The following is a 12,943-nucleotide window of genomic DNA, read 5'->3' as shown; positions in this document are numbered from 1 at the left end:
GGAGCCCATGGGGCCGTTCATCACCTGGATGGACCGGCGTGCGGCGGACATCGCCGAGGAATGGCGGGCCGACGGCACCGCGGCCGGCCTCTACCTCCGGACCGGGGTCCCGATGCACCCCATGCTCCCGGTCAGCAAACTACGCTGGCTGTCCGAGCACCAGCCGGACCTCTTCAGGAGGGCGGCGCGGTTCGTGTCCATGAAGGAATTACTCGTCTACCGCTGGGTAGGCGAGTGGCTGGTGGATCATGGAATCGCGTCTGCCACCGGGTTGTTTGATGTGTTCACACGACGGTGGGACGGACGAGCGCTGGAGGCCGCGGGGATCACCCTGGAGCGTCTGTCGACGCCCGCGTCAACCTACACCACGAGGACCGATGTGAAGCCCGCCGTCGTGGCCGCCCTCGGTCTCCATCAAAGCGCTCCGCTGGTCTTGGGCTCGAGCGATGGGGCCCTCGCGAACCTTGGCGTCGGGGCCCTCGCGCCGACGGACCTGGCGGCGACGCTCGGAACGAGCGGCGCCGTCCGTGCCACCGTGGGTGACCCTGTCATCGATACACAGGGGCGCGCCTTTTGTTATGCGTTTGATGACGAGCACTACATCGTGGGGGGGGCGACGAGCTCCGCTGGGGCGAGCCTGGAGTGGGTGTTCGAGCTCGCGTATCCGGACGTCCCGCACGAGAGACGGTTCGAGCATGCGATCGCGTCGATCCGCCACCTGGCGGATTCGACCTCCGACATCATCTGCCTGCCATTTTTCTCGGGCGAGCGCGCCCCATACTGGGACGCGAGGTTGCGGGGGGCGTTCGTGGGCCTCGACCTATCCCACCATCGGGAAGCGCTCGTGTGGGCGGCGGTAGAGGGAGTGGTCCTCGCGCTGCGGTCCGTGGAGCGCGTCGTGACGGAGAAAATCGGCACCCCCTCGCGCGTCCTGCTGTCGGGGGGGCTGACGCACTCACCCCTGATCAGGCAGCTCGTCGCGGATGTGTTCGGGATCGAAGCCTGGCTGCCCAATCAGCCGGAGGCGTCCGCGTTCGGGGCCGCGATGATGGCGGCCAAGGCGATCGGGGCGATTGCCCGGCTCGAGGACATCGCTCCCCTCGTCACCACGGTTGAAAAGTTGGCGCCCGATCCCGCCAGGAGCGCGCGCTATCGCGACCAGCACGAACGCTACGAAATCTTGGCCAGGGCGCTCCAAGCCTACTATCACCTGGGGCAGCATCTCGTCTCCGCTCCGGCGCCGGGGGCCGGGGGGTTCTGAGGGAGGACAGATCATGGCCCACTACCAGTACCTCATTGTGGGGGGCGGCATGACCGCGGACGCGGCGATCGCGGGCATCCGTCAGTCGGATTCGTCGACCGCGATCGGATTGATCGGGACAGATCCTCATCCGCCGTACGATCGGCCTCCATTGTCCAAGGCGCTGTGGAAGGGACAACCGGTGGAGAGCATCTGGCGGAAGACCGACCACCAGGGCGTTGACTTTCACCTCGGCCGGACCGTTCGCACGGTCGATCCCGGCGAAAAGCGCGTGACGGATGATCGGGGGACCGTCTTTACCTATGAGAAATTGCTCCTCGCCACCGGCGGAGTCCCCCGGCGCCTCGGATTCGGAGGAGACCAGATCATCTACTATCGGACCCTCGATGATTACGAGCGTCTCCGGGCCCTCACGCAGCAGGGTGAGCGGTTCCTCGTGATCGGCGGCGGGTTTATTGGGTCCGAAGTCGCCGCCGCCCTCGCCATGAACCACAAGCGGGTGGTCATGGTCTACCGGGACCGCTGGATCGGTGGACGGGTCTTTCCCGAAGATCTCGCCCGGTATGTCACCGACTTCTACAGGCGCAAGGAGGTTGAGGTCATCGCTGAGGACACCGCGGTGGGCCTCACGCCTCAGGGGGGCCGGTACGCCGTCCGCACCCAGGGAAAACAGGAGCTCACGGTCGACGGCATCGTCGCCGGGCTGGGGATTCAGCCGGCGACGGAGCTGGCGGAGGCGGCCGGCCTCGACATCGACAACGGGATCGTCGTGGACCGGCTGCTGAAGACTTCCCATCCAGATATTTTCGCAGCCGGCGATGTGGCCGCGTTCCCGAACGCTGCCCTGGGCGTGCGCACCCGCGTCGAGCATGAAGACAATGCGAATACGATGGGCCGGGCGGCCGGACAGGCGATGGCGGGGCAGGGAGGGCCGTACACGCACCTCCCGTTTTTCTACTCGGATCTCTTTGAGTTGGGATACGAAGCCGTGGGCGACCTGGACGCCCGACTCGAAACCGTGCCGGACTGGAAGGAGCCGTACCGGGAAGGCGTGATCTATTACATGAAGGGTGGACGCGTCCGGGGGGTGCTCCTATGGAACACGTGGGGGAAAGTGGATGCCGCTCGTCGGTTGATTGCCGATCCGGGACCGTTCCGGCCCGCCGACCTCAAGGGGCGCCTGGCCGCCAGCGCTTGACCGGTCCGGGCGCGAAGGAGGGACAGGGTGACGCATCACGCGACGTTGAGGTTGCCCCAAGCGTACGCTAGACTGCGCCTCTGCAGTGGGAATGGGCCGAACCCAAGTCCGGTTTAGCGGGGTGGGTGACCATACGACTTGTGCTCGTGATCCTTTTCGCTCTGGCCGTCGGCTTCGTGACGGCGGTGCCTCCTGTTACGCGCGCGCAGGTCAACGCACCATCCGTGTGTCATTATCGAGACGGAACCGTCCTGAATTTCCTGGGGTTACCGTGTCCCTCGCAGCCTTTCTGGACGAGGGAATAATGATCACGTGTGCTTACGACAACACCAAGTCCCAGACGAAAGCGAGGCTGCCAATGGTCCGCACATGGCTGGTCGTGCCCCTAGTTGTCTTGTTTACGGCTGTGGCCACGTTGACCGCATCCGCCCAGCATGTTCGGAGCGCGAAAGTCGGGGATCCCATCGCCTCCTTGTTGAACGGGCTCGTCCCTGTCAATGGCGCGGGCGTCGGGCAGTGCCCGACGGGCGGGCCGGACGTCCGCTACGTCCAATTGCTCGTCCCGCCCCGAGTTGACGTCCCGGTCTTTGGCCCCTTGGGAAACCATGACGACGACAACGCCTCGTTCCTGGCCTTCTTTGCCGGGACCCATGTCGTCATGTTGGTCGCGTTCGACGAGCAGAATCCGAGCCTGGCTGCGCAAGTCTTCGCGGACCTGGACGGCAACGGCCGCATCACGAACGTCTGGCCGGTTGCCGAGGCGCCCGCGCTGTGCGCGATCGTACAGCAGCTCCACTACAAGCCTTAGAACTTTCGGCGTCTAGGAAGCCGCGTTGTTGACTTGTCCCCCGCGCTGTCGCAGAATACGATGTCGGTGTCATGCGGCGGATCGTCGTAGTGGGCACAACCGGTTCGGGCAAGACCACCCTCGCGCGTGCAATCGCCGGGCGTCTGGGCGTTCCTCACGTCGAGCTCGACGCGCTCCATTGGGAGGCGAACTGGACCGAGGCGCCAACGGACGTGTTGCGAGATCGTCTCACGTGGGCTGTGGGCGGCGCTGCGTGGGTGGTTGATGGGAACTACAGCAAAGTCCGAGAACTTTTCTGGAGCCGCGCCGACACCGTGGTGTGGCTCGATTACTCGCTGCCGGTGATCTTATGGCAGTTGGCCTGCCGGACCCTCAAACGGGCCGTGACACGGGAAGAGTTGTGGAGCGGGAACCGCGAGCGGCTGACGACGGCCCTGTTTCGCCGCGATTCTATCATCCTCTGGGCCCTAAAAACGTATCGGAAGTACCGTGAAGAGTATCCGATACTATTCGGCCGCCCCGAGCACGCGCATCTCACGGTGGTGCGCCTCCGCTCGCCCCACGCAACACGGGCCTGGCTCGCGGGCCTGTGCGCCCATCCGCCAGCCACGTTGACCGAGCGGGCCTGAAAGGTTACGCGATGCGGAGCACGATCTTCCCAAACTGGGCCGCCCGGTCCATATGCTCGAGCGCCTTGGCGGCATCCTCCAGCGGGAACACTCGGTCGACGACCGGGCGTACCGATCCAGAACCGAATACAGCGAGCATGCCCCGGAAGTCTTCAGGACTCCCCATCGTCGACCCCAAGATGTTGAGCTGCTTCCAAAAGACCCGGCGCACGGTCAGCTCGGGTGTCGCCCCCGTCGTCGCGCCGTAGCTGACGACCCGGCCGCCGGGGCGGGCCGCATCGAGCGCCTTGTCGAACGTGACGCCGCCCGTCCCATCGATGATGAGGTCGGGCCCCTGCCCGCCGGTCGCCTCTCGCGCGGCCTTGACCCAGTCCGCGGTCTGGTAATTGAACCCGCCGTCCGCGCCCAGCGCCCGCGCCCGTTCGAGCTTCGCGTCGCTGCTCGAGGTGACCAGCACCCGCGCCCCCACCTGCTTCGCGATGAGCAGCGCACACGTGGCGACCCCGCCGCCAATCCCCAGCACGAGTACAGTCTCGCCCCGCTGGACCCGTCCGCGCGTCACCAGGGCGCGGTACGCAGTCATCCCGGCCAGCGGGATCGCCGCCGCCTCCTCGACCGAGAGATGCGCGGGGCGCGGGAGGACGTTGGCCGCGGGCACCTTCACCAGTTCGGCGAAGGTCCCGTTGTCGGGGAGGCCGAGAATCCGGAACCGAGGTCCCTGCGCGCGAGGATCGTCTCCCCACTCGAGCGTGGGGTTGATGACGACCGCGTCGCCCGTCTTGAAGCCCGTCACGCCCGAGCCGAGCTGCGCCATCTTTCCCGTGCCATCCGCCCCGAGAATGATCGGAAAGCGGAGGCCGGCGTATTGGCCTTTGGTGATGAACAGGTCGCGGTGGTTGAGGGCGGCGGCGTCGAGGCGCACGACGACTTCGCCGGGGCCCGGGGTCGGATCTGCTACGGTCTCGAAACGGAGGGCTGTGGGCCCGCCGGCCTCGTGAAGCACGCTCGCCTTCATCGTGACCTCCTGTTCGAGTGTCGCGGCCGCGGTTGTTCGTGGCCGTGAGGAATCGCTCCTGCCTCCTCCAGACGAGCGGAGGGACCAATTGTGGCGCCGAAGAACCAGACTGCACGGGGTGTCCGCACATGGATGAGTTGACCGCGCTCAAGGATCGCGTGTGCCGGGAAGTCGACGCGATGCGAGACGACCTCGTCTCGTTGAGCGGGCAGATCTATGCGAATCCGGAGACCGCATTTGAGGAGCGCAAGGCCGCGGCATGGCTCGGCGCGTATCTCCAAGAGCGCGGGTTCGCGTTCGAGCCGGGGATCGCCGGCCTCGAGACCGCGTTCCGCGCCCAGTCCCGAGGCAGCCGGGACCGCCCCCACGTGGCCCTCCTCGCCGAGTACGACGCGCTCCCCGGTCTGGGCCACGCGTGCGGCCACAACCTGATCTGCACGGCGAGCGTGGGCGCGGCCGCCGCGCTCCGGCGCGCGTCGCCAACCCTCCCCGGGACGCTCACGGTGCTCGGGACGCCCGCCGAAGAGGGCGGCGGCGGGAAGGTCTTCATGGTCGACCGGGGAGTGTTTGAGGGGATCGATGCGGCGATGATGTTTCACCCCTCGCGGAGCAACTGGTGGACGCGAGGGGGTCTGGCGGCACTACGGCTCGCGGTCAGGTTTCGCGGTCGCGCGGCACACGCCGCGGCGATGCCGGAAAAGGGCATCAACGCGCTCAATGCCCTCCTCATGACCTTTCACGGGATCGACTCGCTGAGGCAGCACGTGACCAGTGACGTCCGCATCCATGGGATCGTGAACCACGGCGGCGACGCGGCGAACATCGTCCCCGCGTTTGCCGAGGGGGAGTTTTCCGTGCGGGCGAGGACCCGTCAGGCGCTCACGGACGTCCTGGCCAAGGTGAAGCGGTGCGCCGAGGCAGGCGCGCTGGCCACCGGCGCGAGCGTGGAGTTCGAGGAGGGAGAGGTCTACGCCGAGCGCTACAACAACCGTGTGCTGGTGGAGATGTTTGCGGAGAACATGCGGCGCCTCGGCATCGAGGGCGAGCAGCCTCCGTCGCAGGGAGGCATCGGCTCGTCGGACATCGGGAACGTCAGCATGACCGTGCCGACCATCCATCCGTACCTCAAGATCGTGGACGGCGATGTCTCCGGCCACACGCCTGAGTTCCGGGAAGCGTCGGGATCCCCGCAGGGCTTCAACGCGATGCTCGCCGCCGCGAAGGGGCTCGCCATGACGGTTCTCGACGTGATGTACCGGCCCGGCGCCGTGGACGAGATGTGGTCCGCGTGGCGGTCGAGCGTCAAGGGGGGTGTCTGACCGACACCCCCGCGACTATTAGCCCCTGCCTTTTCCGCCGCCTTCGTGATCGCCGTGGCCGCCGCAGTTTTCGCCGGTGATGAGCGTCGGCTGGTGGCACAGGTTGAGTACCTGATCGGCCTGCCCCAGGCCGGTGATCGACTGACCGTGCACCGGCGCTGCGCCGAGCATGACCCAGCTCACGACCACAGCAAGTGAAAGGATGAGTGCGCGCATCGTTGTCCCCCTTTGAACGGACCTGCTTCTTGGCCGTGGTCTTTCCCCCGGGCCCGGCGGGCCCCCTGATCCCTTATGTTGAAACGGCTCCCCATTCACCTGAGAGCCTGGCCCTCATTCGAATGAGTGAAGCGGGCGGCGTGCGGAGGACTCCATTGAGGCGGCCGCGTAGATCGTCCATGACATCGGTTCATCCTCAATCCATTTGGAGAGGCGGCGCGCGATGCCGAAGCGGAAGCCGACGTTGACCCCCGATGAGGCCCGGAAGCTGCACCGCGAGGCGTTGGTGATCGACACACAGCAGCCGCCGGCGATCAACGGATTCCTGTACACGGAGAAGATGAAGGGGATTGTGGCCGAGGCCGCCCGGCAGGGCCTGGGGCGCGACGAGGTCGCCCCCCAGATGGCCGTCCTGGCCGCCCGTGAGATTCAGGCGTCTCCGGAAGCCCGGGAGGCATACCTCAATTTGTGGCGCCGGTCCGGGGTCACCGTCGCCTGCGGAACGTTCTCAGGATCGCACAAGGCGACCGGGGCATTCGAGCGGGCGTGCGAAGCAATCGCGAGGGCCTACACCTTCGTGGACGCCCTTGGGGGGGAGCTACAGATCGTCAGGCGCGCGGCCGAAATCGAGCGCGTGCACCGTGATCGCAAGTATGGGCTGCTCCTCGACTTCCAGAACACCACGCCGTTCGGCGACGACCTCGATCGGATCGAGTATTTCCACAACCTCGGCGTCACAATGGTTCAGCTGACCTATAACCTCCGCAACCTCGTCGGCGATGGCTGCACCGAGGCTCACCAGGGCGGCCTGTCCTATTTTGGCCGCGAAGTGGTGCGGCGTCTGAACGAGCTGAGGATCCTGGTGGACGTCAGCCACTGCAGCGAGCAGGTGGGCTGGGACTCGCTCAAGGTGTCAGCGGCGCCGATCGTCGTCTCCCACTCGGCCAGCAAGGCCGTCTGCTATCACGACCGAGGCAAGACCGACGAGCTCGCGAAAGCGGTGGCCGACCGCGGCGGGTTCTTTGGCGTCGTGATCGTGCCGGGATTCATCGCGGAGTCCGTGGAGGCCACGCTGGATGACTTCTGCCGGCACATCGAGCACCTGGTGGACGTGTGCGGCATCGATCACGTGGGAATCGGCACGGACAAGACCGGGAAGGGCCCCGGCACCGAATCCATCGTGGAGTACCCGGATTCGATGCCGCGGCACCGCGCCGGCACATTCGATTGGGCGGGATTCCGGCTCAAGGAGCACCGGCTCACGCCCGAGTACCACCTGAAGGGGTACGACACGTTCGGCGACTGGCCCAACCTGACCGTGGCGCTGGCCGCGTGGGGCTTCAACGAAGACGAACTTCGCAGGCTCCTGGGGTTAAACTTCCTCCGGGTCTACCGCGAGATCGCAGGCTGACGCGCCGCGCTCGAGTGGGTGCCTATCAGCACCGGTAGCCCCACACTCTAGTGGGATGGCACCACCCGTACGCGGGGGCGTACCTGAGGGGGCCGTAATACGGGCGGTAGATCGGCCGGTAGTAGTTCCTGTAGTACGAGCCGTAATACGGATACCGATAGAGAGCTCCGCTCGAGTGGCGCACCAGTAGATAGATGAGACCCGCGACGACGACCGTGCCCAACACGACGCCCACGAGCGGCGGCGCGTAATAGGCTGGGGGCGCGTAATAGGCCGGGGGCGCGTAATAGGCCGGGGGTGCGTAATAGGTCGGGGGCGCGTAATAGGTCGGGGGCGTGTAATAGCCCGGAGGAGCATAGTTGCCAGGGGCTGGGGCCTGGTACGGGGATGGCCCCGGCGCGTACGGCGCCGGCTTCGAAGGCGCGTAGCCCTGCGCTACCGCATCGATCCGGGTGATGACCAACTCACTCTGAATCGCGGTCACCCACACGTTGGCCGAGGCGCCGGGGTACTGCTGCAGGGCACACAATGGAACTCCGGCGGAGTTCACGATGATCGCCGCAGACGGCGCTGTGCGGTAAGCCAGCGGTCCTCCCGCAGTGTCGAGGGTCACCGTATACGCCTGGCAGTCGACCGCGCGGATGGTGCCCTGAACCTGCACCGTCTGAGGCGGCTGGGCCTGGCCCACATCTGCTAACCCGAGGAGCGCCATCAACACGCCCAGGAAGACCGCGGTGCCCTGTTTCATCACACGTTTCCTCCTCGACCGCTCAATCTCGCAGCCCTCGGGGGCCACCCGTTGATCACTACGAGTGTACTCGGATGTTTTGAAGAAATTGTCAAGATCTTGTGAAGGCCAGTCCCGGGCCCCGGCTTAACAATTCACCTTCACAATTGGTACGCCCTACTACGGGGCGGGGTGTTTGGCCCGTTCGTCCCAGGAGGGACTCGGGTACATCACCTTGTAGCCACTCTGCGCCGCCTTGTCCCAGGGCCACAGCAGGTGCTTCTCCCCGTCCCAGCCTATCTGCGCCACGACCCCGCCGGCCAGAATATTTTGATGGTTCTGGTCGAACTTGACCCCAGTGTAGTCAATAATCAGGTCCTTCGGCCGGGTGAACGTCTTGGCCGCCGCCTCGAGCAGCTTCTCGGGCTCGAGCGAGCCGGCCCGGTTGATGGTGTCGGCGATCCACATGAACCCCGTGAACTCGCGCATCGCCAGGTCGCCCATGTTCTGGCCGTGGCTGTACTTCTTATAGATCTCGTTGATCTTGACCCAGTTGGGGTTCTTGCGGGCCTGGTCCACGACCGTGGGGTCGCGGCCCATCCACCCCACGGCGCCGTTCACTTTCTTGGTGGCCTGCAGCCAGGTCTCATCGTCGAACGCGCCGTCGCTGGTCACGATGATTTTGGGCATCCAGCCGGCCGCCTTCATCGTGTTTTGGAGAACGATCGTATCCGGCGGGTACTCGATGAGGAAGAGGAAGTCGGGGGTGGAGCCCTGCAGGCGCTGCACCTCCGAGGTCAGGCTTGCGCCCCCGATCTTGGTCGTGATCTCCTCGACGACCTGGATCCCGCTCTTGGCGGCGAGATCCAGGGCGACCTTCCGGCCGTCCTGGCAGAAGAGGTTGTCGCAGATCATGAGCGCCATCTTCTTGAGGTCCGACGGCCCGCCGTGCTTGGGCCATTCATTGAGGAAGCTGAAGATGGCCCCGATCATCACCCTGTCGTTCGGCCCGGTCCGCCAGAACGTCTTGAACCCCTTCTCGGTCAGCGTCGGCGACGAGCACCCATGGCAGGAATACGGGATGCCGTACTGCTCGGCCACCGGCTGGATGACCGAGGTGTTGCCCGAGATCGTCGTCCCGTCCAGCCAGGCCACCTTGTCCTGCGTGATCAGCTGGATCGCCACGGTGCGGGAGAGGTCGCCCTTGCTCTGATCGTCACGGGCGATCATCTTGATCTTTGCCCCGCCGAGATTTGGGAGGCCCTCGGTCTTGGCGTAGTAGATCGAGATGTCCGGGTGAGCGTTGTTGACGATGTCGACAGCGGTCTGGTCCGCCCACAGGTGCTCCTGCCCGAGGCTCGCGAATGTCCCGGTCAACGGGACGACGACCCCCACGGGCACTTCCTTGATCGCCGCGGCGCTCCACGCGCCCGGCATCGGCGTTCCCGCCCACAACGCCAGCGCACTGGCGGTGAGGAACAGCGCCAGTGTAGTCCCCGACTGCTTCCAGCGCATCGAGCAGCCCCCCCTACATGCATCATCGCGGAAGTTTGGAAATCATTTGGTCCTTCGACCCTCTTCTCCTCCCGGGATGCCTCTGCGAGGTTCGCCCTTAGATGCCGAGGTAAGATTTCCGGACCAAGTCGGTGGCCAGCAGCTCGGCGCTCGACCCGTGGGAGACCATGCGGCCGGTCTGGAGGACATACCCTCGCTCGCACAGTTCCAAAGCCGCGGGGACGTTCTGCTCCACGAGCAGGATGGTCATTCCTTGCTCGCGGTGGAGCTTCTGGAGCGCCTCCATGATCTGGTCGACCAGGACCGGGCTGAGCCCCAACGACGGCTCGTCGAGCATCAGCAGCTTCGGATCCAGCATCAGCGCCCGGGCGATCGCCAGCATCTGCTGCTGGCCGCCGCTGAGCGTCCCGGCCCGCTGGTCCGCGCGCTCCGACAGGACCGGGAACAGCGAGAAGACGAACTCCAGCCGGCGAGCACGATGCGCGCGGTCCTTGTTGGTGTAGGTTCCGAGGATCAGGTTTTCGCGCACCTTGAGGCGGCTGAACAGCCGCCGCCCCTCGGGGACCAGCGCGATGCCGAGCTGGACGCGCTCGGAGGCGGGGACGTGGGTGATCGGCCGGCCGTCGAACCGGACTTCGCCTCCGCCCGCGTCCAACACCCCGGCGAGGGCCCGGAGCAGGGTCGTCTTCCCGGCCCCGTTCGATCCGACGAGGGCTACCGCCTCGCCATCGCGCACGCTGAGGGAGACCCCTTGGAGCGCTATGACCTCGCCCGCGTATGAGACGCGCAGGTCAGTGACTTCGAGCACGGTACTTGGCGCCCAGATACGCCTTGATCACCAACTCATCGCGGGCCACCTTCTCGGGGGGGCCGTCGGCGATCAGTTTGCCGTAGTCGAGCACGATGACCCGGTGTGAAAGGGGCATGACTACCTCCATGACGTGCTCAACCACGCAGATCGTCATCGGGCTCGCCTCTCCGGCAAACTCCTTGCGGAACTCCCGGTGCACGAGGCGCACGAACTCGACGGCGGTGCCGGTCTCGGCCGGATTGAGGCCCGACATCGCTTCGTCGAGAAGCAGAACGCGCGGCAGGGTGGCCAGGCCCCGCGCGATCTCGAGCCGCTTTTTGTCGGCCAGCGTCAGGGTCCCGGCGGCGACGCCCTCTTTCCCGGAGAGGCCCGCGAACTCGACGAGGCGGAGCGCCCGGCGCCGCGCTTCGCCGGCGGCGTTCACCCGGTTGAACGCGCCGCACATCACGTTGTCCAGCACGCTCATCCGGCGGAAGATCCGCACGAGCTGCCACGTGCGGGACACGCCCGCTCGGCAGATCTGGTCGGGGCGGCTCTGAGTGATCTCGCGCCCATACAGCCGGATCCGCCCTTCTTCGGGGTGCATGTAGCCGGCCACGCAGTTGAACAGGGTCGTCTTGCCGGCGCCGTTCGGACCGATCAGCCCGACGATCTCACCCTCGCCGATCTGGAACGTAACGTCGTCGTTGGCCACGAGCCCCCCGAACCGCTTCGTGACGTGGTCGACGCCGAGCGCGATCACGGCGACCGCTCCGGGGTGCTGCCGGCGGCCGCCAGAGGCTCGCCGCCGAGCCAGCGCCGCCACGGCAGCGACAGGAGACCCTGCGGACGCGCCGCCGCGACGATCATGATCAGCAGGCCGTACACGATGAGATCGATCCCGCGTCCGGCGAGCGGGCCGGTGCCGAGGTACGTGCTGATCAGCTGCGAGATCGGCACCAGGATCAGAGAACCGACCACGGGGCCCCACAGGCGTCCGATCCCGCCGAGGACCACCGCAATCGTCGGGAGGAGCCCCCAGTTGATGTCGAAGACCTGGTCGGGGAAGACCGAAAGCGCCCACATCGCGAAGATGCCGCCGCCGACCGCATAGATCCCCGCCGTGAAGCACCGCGCGATCACTTTGTAGGCGCGGGTGTGGATCCCGAGCGCCTGCGCCCCCTCCTCGTCGTCCCGCACCGCCTTGAACCAGTATCCGAACTTGGTGCGCTCGAGCCGGCTGGCCACGGCGAGTACGAGCAGGAAGTACCCGAGGACCAGATAGTAGAACACGATCTCCTTGATCCGGCCGTTCGGCTGCAGGGTGGCGAGCTGGCTGAGCAGGGTGTCCTTCCTGACCAGCGGGATGAACATGCCCCGGCTTCCCCCGATGAGCTCCCAGTTCGTGGCGATGGGGAGGGCGATGAGCCAGATGGCGTTGGTCGCGATCGCGAAGTAGTGGTCGCGCAGTCTCGTGATCGGGGCCGTGACGAGCCCCGCGAACGAGACCGTGAAGGTGGCGGCCACGGCGAATCCGATCCACGGGTTCAGTCCAAAGAACTTCACCGCGGCGGCCATCGCGTACGCGCCGACGCCAAAGAACACCATCGGCCCGAAATCGAACTGGCCGCACCAGCCCCCGATGACGTTCCAGCCGATGCCGAGGGAGGCGTAGAGCAGCACCAGGAATCCCACGGTCTGAAAGTAGATGACGCCCGAGGACTGGAACGGCAGCGGATAGGCGACCGCCGCCACAAGGCCGGCTGTGCCGAGCGCCCAGACCGTCCACCGGCGCGGGCGTGCCGGGGGAGCCTGTGGGTGCGCCGGTGCCGCATCCATCAGAAGTGCCCGAAGAGGCCCTGCGGCCTGAACAGCCCGAGGAACAGATACGATGCGAATACGAACGCGTCTTTGAACGCTGGCGGCAGGAACAGCGCCGTGACCGTTTCGATCACGCCGACGAGGAGAGCCGCGAGGAGCGTCCCCGGGATGCTTCCGAAGCCCCCGAGCGCCACCGTCGCGTAGGCGAGGAGCGTAAACGGCAGCCCCACCTG

14 protein-coding genes are annotated in these 12,943 nt (G+C 66.3%); 6 read left to right on the top strand and 8 right to left on the bottom strand.

Translation table 11 applies throughout. The features are described 5' to 3' along the window. The 4 genes from VFP86_14625 to VFP86_14610 all read left to right on the top strand — a co-directional run. Window positions 1-1,261 (top strand): FGGY family carbohydrate kinase (locus VFP86_14625; protein ID HET9000869.1); only part of this gene is annotated, 1,261 nt, incomplete at its 5' end. A 13-nt stretch (window positions 1,262-1,274) separates the two neighbouring features. Continuing rightward, window positions 1,275-2,459, top strand: a complete 1,185-nt coding sequence (locus VFP86_14620; protein HET9000868.1) for an FAD-dependent oxidoreductase — start codon at window positions 1,275-1,277, stop codon at window positions 2,457-2,459. Window positions 2,460-2,763: 304 nt separating this feature from the next. Next, window positions 2,764-3,267: a hypothetical protein gene (locus VFP86_14615; protein ID HET9000867.1), complete on the top strand. Its 504-nt coding sequence runs from the start codon at window positions 2,764-2,766 to the stop codon at window positions 3,265-3,267. A 71-nt stretch (window positions 3,268-3,338) separates the two neighbouring features. Continuing rightward, window positions 3,339-3,896: an AAA family ATPase gene (locus VFP86_14610; GenBank protein HET9000866.1), complete on the top strand. Its 558-nt coding sequence runs from the start codon at window positions 3,339-3,341 to the stop codon at window positions 3,894-3,896. A 4-nt stretch (window positions 3,897-3,900) separates the two neighbouring features. On the opposite strand, the gene VFP86_14605 is transcribed toward VFP86_14610, so the two are convergent. Beyond that, window positions 3,901-4,911 carry a zinc-binding dehydrogenase gene (locus tag VFP86_14605; protein ID HET9000865.1) on the bottom strand — a complete coding sequence of 337 codons (1,011 nt, stop codon included), beginning with the start codon at window positions 4,909-4,911 and terminating at the stop codon, window positions 3,901-3,903. A gap of 128 nt (window positions 4,912-5,039) precedes the next feature. Here VFP86_14605 and VFP86_14600 point away from each other — a divergent pair, with 128 nt between their 5' ends. Further along, on the top strand, window positions 5,040-6,230 hold the full coding sequence (locus VFP86_14600; GenBank protein HET9000864.1) for a M20 family metallopeptidase: 1,191 nt from the start codon (window positions 5,040-5,042) through the stop codon (window positions 6,228-6,230). 18 nt (window positions 6,231-6,248) lie between these two features. On the opposite strand, the gene VFP86_14595 is transcribed toward VFP86_14600, so the two are convergent. Next, complete coding sequence (locus tag VFP86_14595; protein ID HET9000863.1) at window positions 6,249-6,446, bottom strand: hypothetical protein; 198 nt, start codon at window positions 6,444-6,446, stop codon at window positions 6,249-6,251. Window positions 6,447-6,669: 223 nt separating this feature from the next. Here VFP86_14595 and VFP86_14590 point away from each other — a divergent pair, with 223 nt between their 5' ends. After that, window positions 6,670-7,857 carry a membrane dipeptidase gene (locus VFP86_14590; GenBank protein ID HET9000862.1) on the top strand — a complete coding sequence of 396 codons (1,188 nt, stop codon included), beginning with the start codon at window positions 6,670-6,672 and terminating at the stop codon, window positions 7,855-7,857. A gap of 25 nt (window positions 7,858-7,882) precedes the next feature. Here VFP86_14590 and VFP86_14585 read toward each other — a convergent pair whose 3' ends face one another. The 6 genes from VFP86_14585 to VFP86_14560 all read right to left on the bottom strand — a co-directional run. Continuing rightward, complete coding sequence (locus VFP86_14585; protein ID HET9000861.1) at window positions 7,883-8,605, bottom strand: hypothetical protein; 723 nt, start codon at window positions 8,603-8,605, stop codon at window positions 7,883-7,885. Window positions 8,606-8,764: 159 nt separating this feature from the next. Beyond that, window positions 8,765-10,099, bottom strand: coding sequence for an ABC transporter substrate-binding protein (locus VFP86_14580; protein HET9000860.1), 1,335 nt, complete (start codon window positions 10,097-10,099; stop codon window positions 8,765-8,767). Window positions 10,100-10,196: 97 nt separating this feature from the next. After that, window positions 10,197-10,907 carry an ABC transporter ATP-binding protein gene (locus VFP86_14575; GenBank protein ID HET9000859.1) on the bottom strand — a complete coding sequence of 237 codons (711 nt, stop codon included), beginning with the start codon at window positions 10,905-10,907 and terminating at the stop codon, window positions 10,197-10,199. Continuing rightward, on the bottom strand, window positions 10,891-11,652 hold the full coding sequence (locus VFP86_14570) for an ABC transporter ATP-binding protein (GenBank protein HET9000858.1): 762 nt from the start codon (window positions 11,650-11,652) through the stop codon (window positions 10,891-10,893). Before VFP86_14570 ends, VFP86_14575 begins: the two co-directional genes overlap by 17 nt. Further along, complete coding sequence (locus VFP86_14565; GenBank protein ID HET9000857.1) at window positions 11,649-12,728, bottom strand: branched-chain amino acid ABC transporter permease; 1,080 nt, start codon at window positions 12,726-12,728, stop codon at window positions 11,649-11,651. The genes VFP86_14570 and VFP86_14565 overlap by 4 nt, the downstream gene beginning before the upstream one ends. Next, a partial coding sequence (locus VFP86_14560; GenBank protein ID HET9000856.1) for a branched-chain amino acid ABC transporter permease occupies window positions 12,728-12,943 on the bottom strand: 216 nt, incomplete at its 5' end. The genes VFP86_14560 and VFP86_14565, both read right to left, overlap by 1 nt.

The organism is bacterium, from assembly GCA_035703895.1.
In the GTDB taxonomy this organism is placed as follows: Bacteria; Sysuimicrobiota; Sysuimicrobiia; order Sysuimicrobiales; family Segetimicrobiaceae; genus Segetimicrobium.
This window is presented reverse-complemented; position numbering and strand designations above follow the sequence as displayed.

Coding starts and splice junctions, on each gene's coding strand:
- VFP86_14620 (HET9000868.1), top strand. CDS start 1,275: ATGGCCCACTACCAGTACCTCATTGTGGGGGGCGGCATGACCGCGGAC.
- VFP86_14615 (HET9000867.1), top strand. CDS start 2,764: ATGATCACGTGTGCTTACGACAACACCAAGTCCCAGACGAAAGCGAGG.
- VFP86_14610 (HET9000866.1), top strand. CDS start 3,339: ATGCGGCGGATCGTCGTAGTGGGCACAACCGGTTCGGGCAAGACCACC.
- VFP86_14605 (HET9000865.1), bottom strand. CDS start 4,911: ATGAAGGCGAGCGTGCTTCACGAGGCCGGCGGGCCCACAGCCCTCCGT.
- VFP86_14600 (HET9000864.1), top strand. CDS start 5,040: ATGGATGAGTTGACCGCGCTCAAGGATCGCGTGTGCCGGGAAGTCGAC.
- VFP86_14595 (HET9000863.1), bottom strand. CDS start 6,446: ATGCGCGCACTCATCCTTTCACTTGCTGTGGTCGTGAGCTGGGTCATG.
- VFP86_14590 (HET9000862.1), top strand. CDS start 6,670: ATGCCGAAGCGGAAGCCGACGTTGACCCCCGATGAGGCCCGGAAGCTG.
- VFP86_14585 (HET9000861.1), bottom strand. CDS start 8,605: ATGAAACAGGGCACCGCGGTCTTCCTGGGCGTGTTGATGGCGCTCCTC.
- VFP86_14580 (HET9000860.1), bottom strand. CDS start 10,099: ATGCGCTGGAAGCAGTCGGGGACTACACTGGCGCTGTTCCTCACCGCC.
- VFP86_14565 (HET9000857.1), bottom strand. CDS start 12,728: ATGGATGCGGCACCGGCGCACCCACAGGCTCCCCCGGCACGCCCGCGC.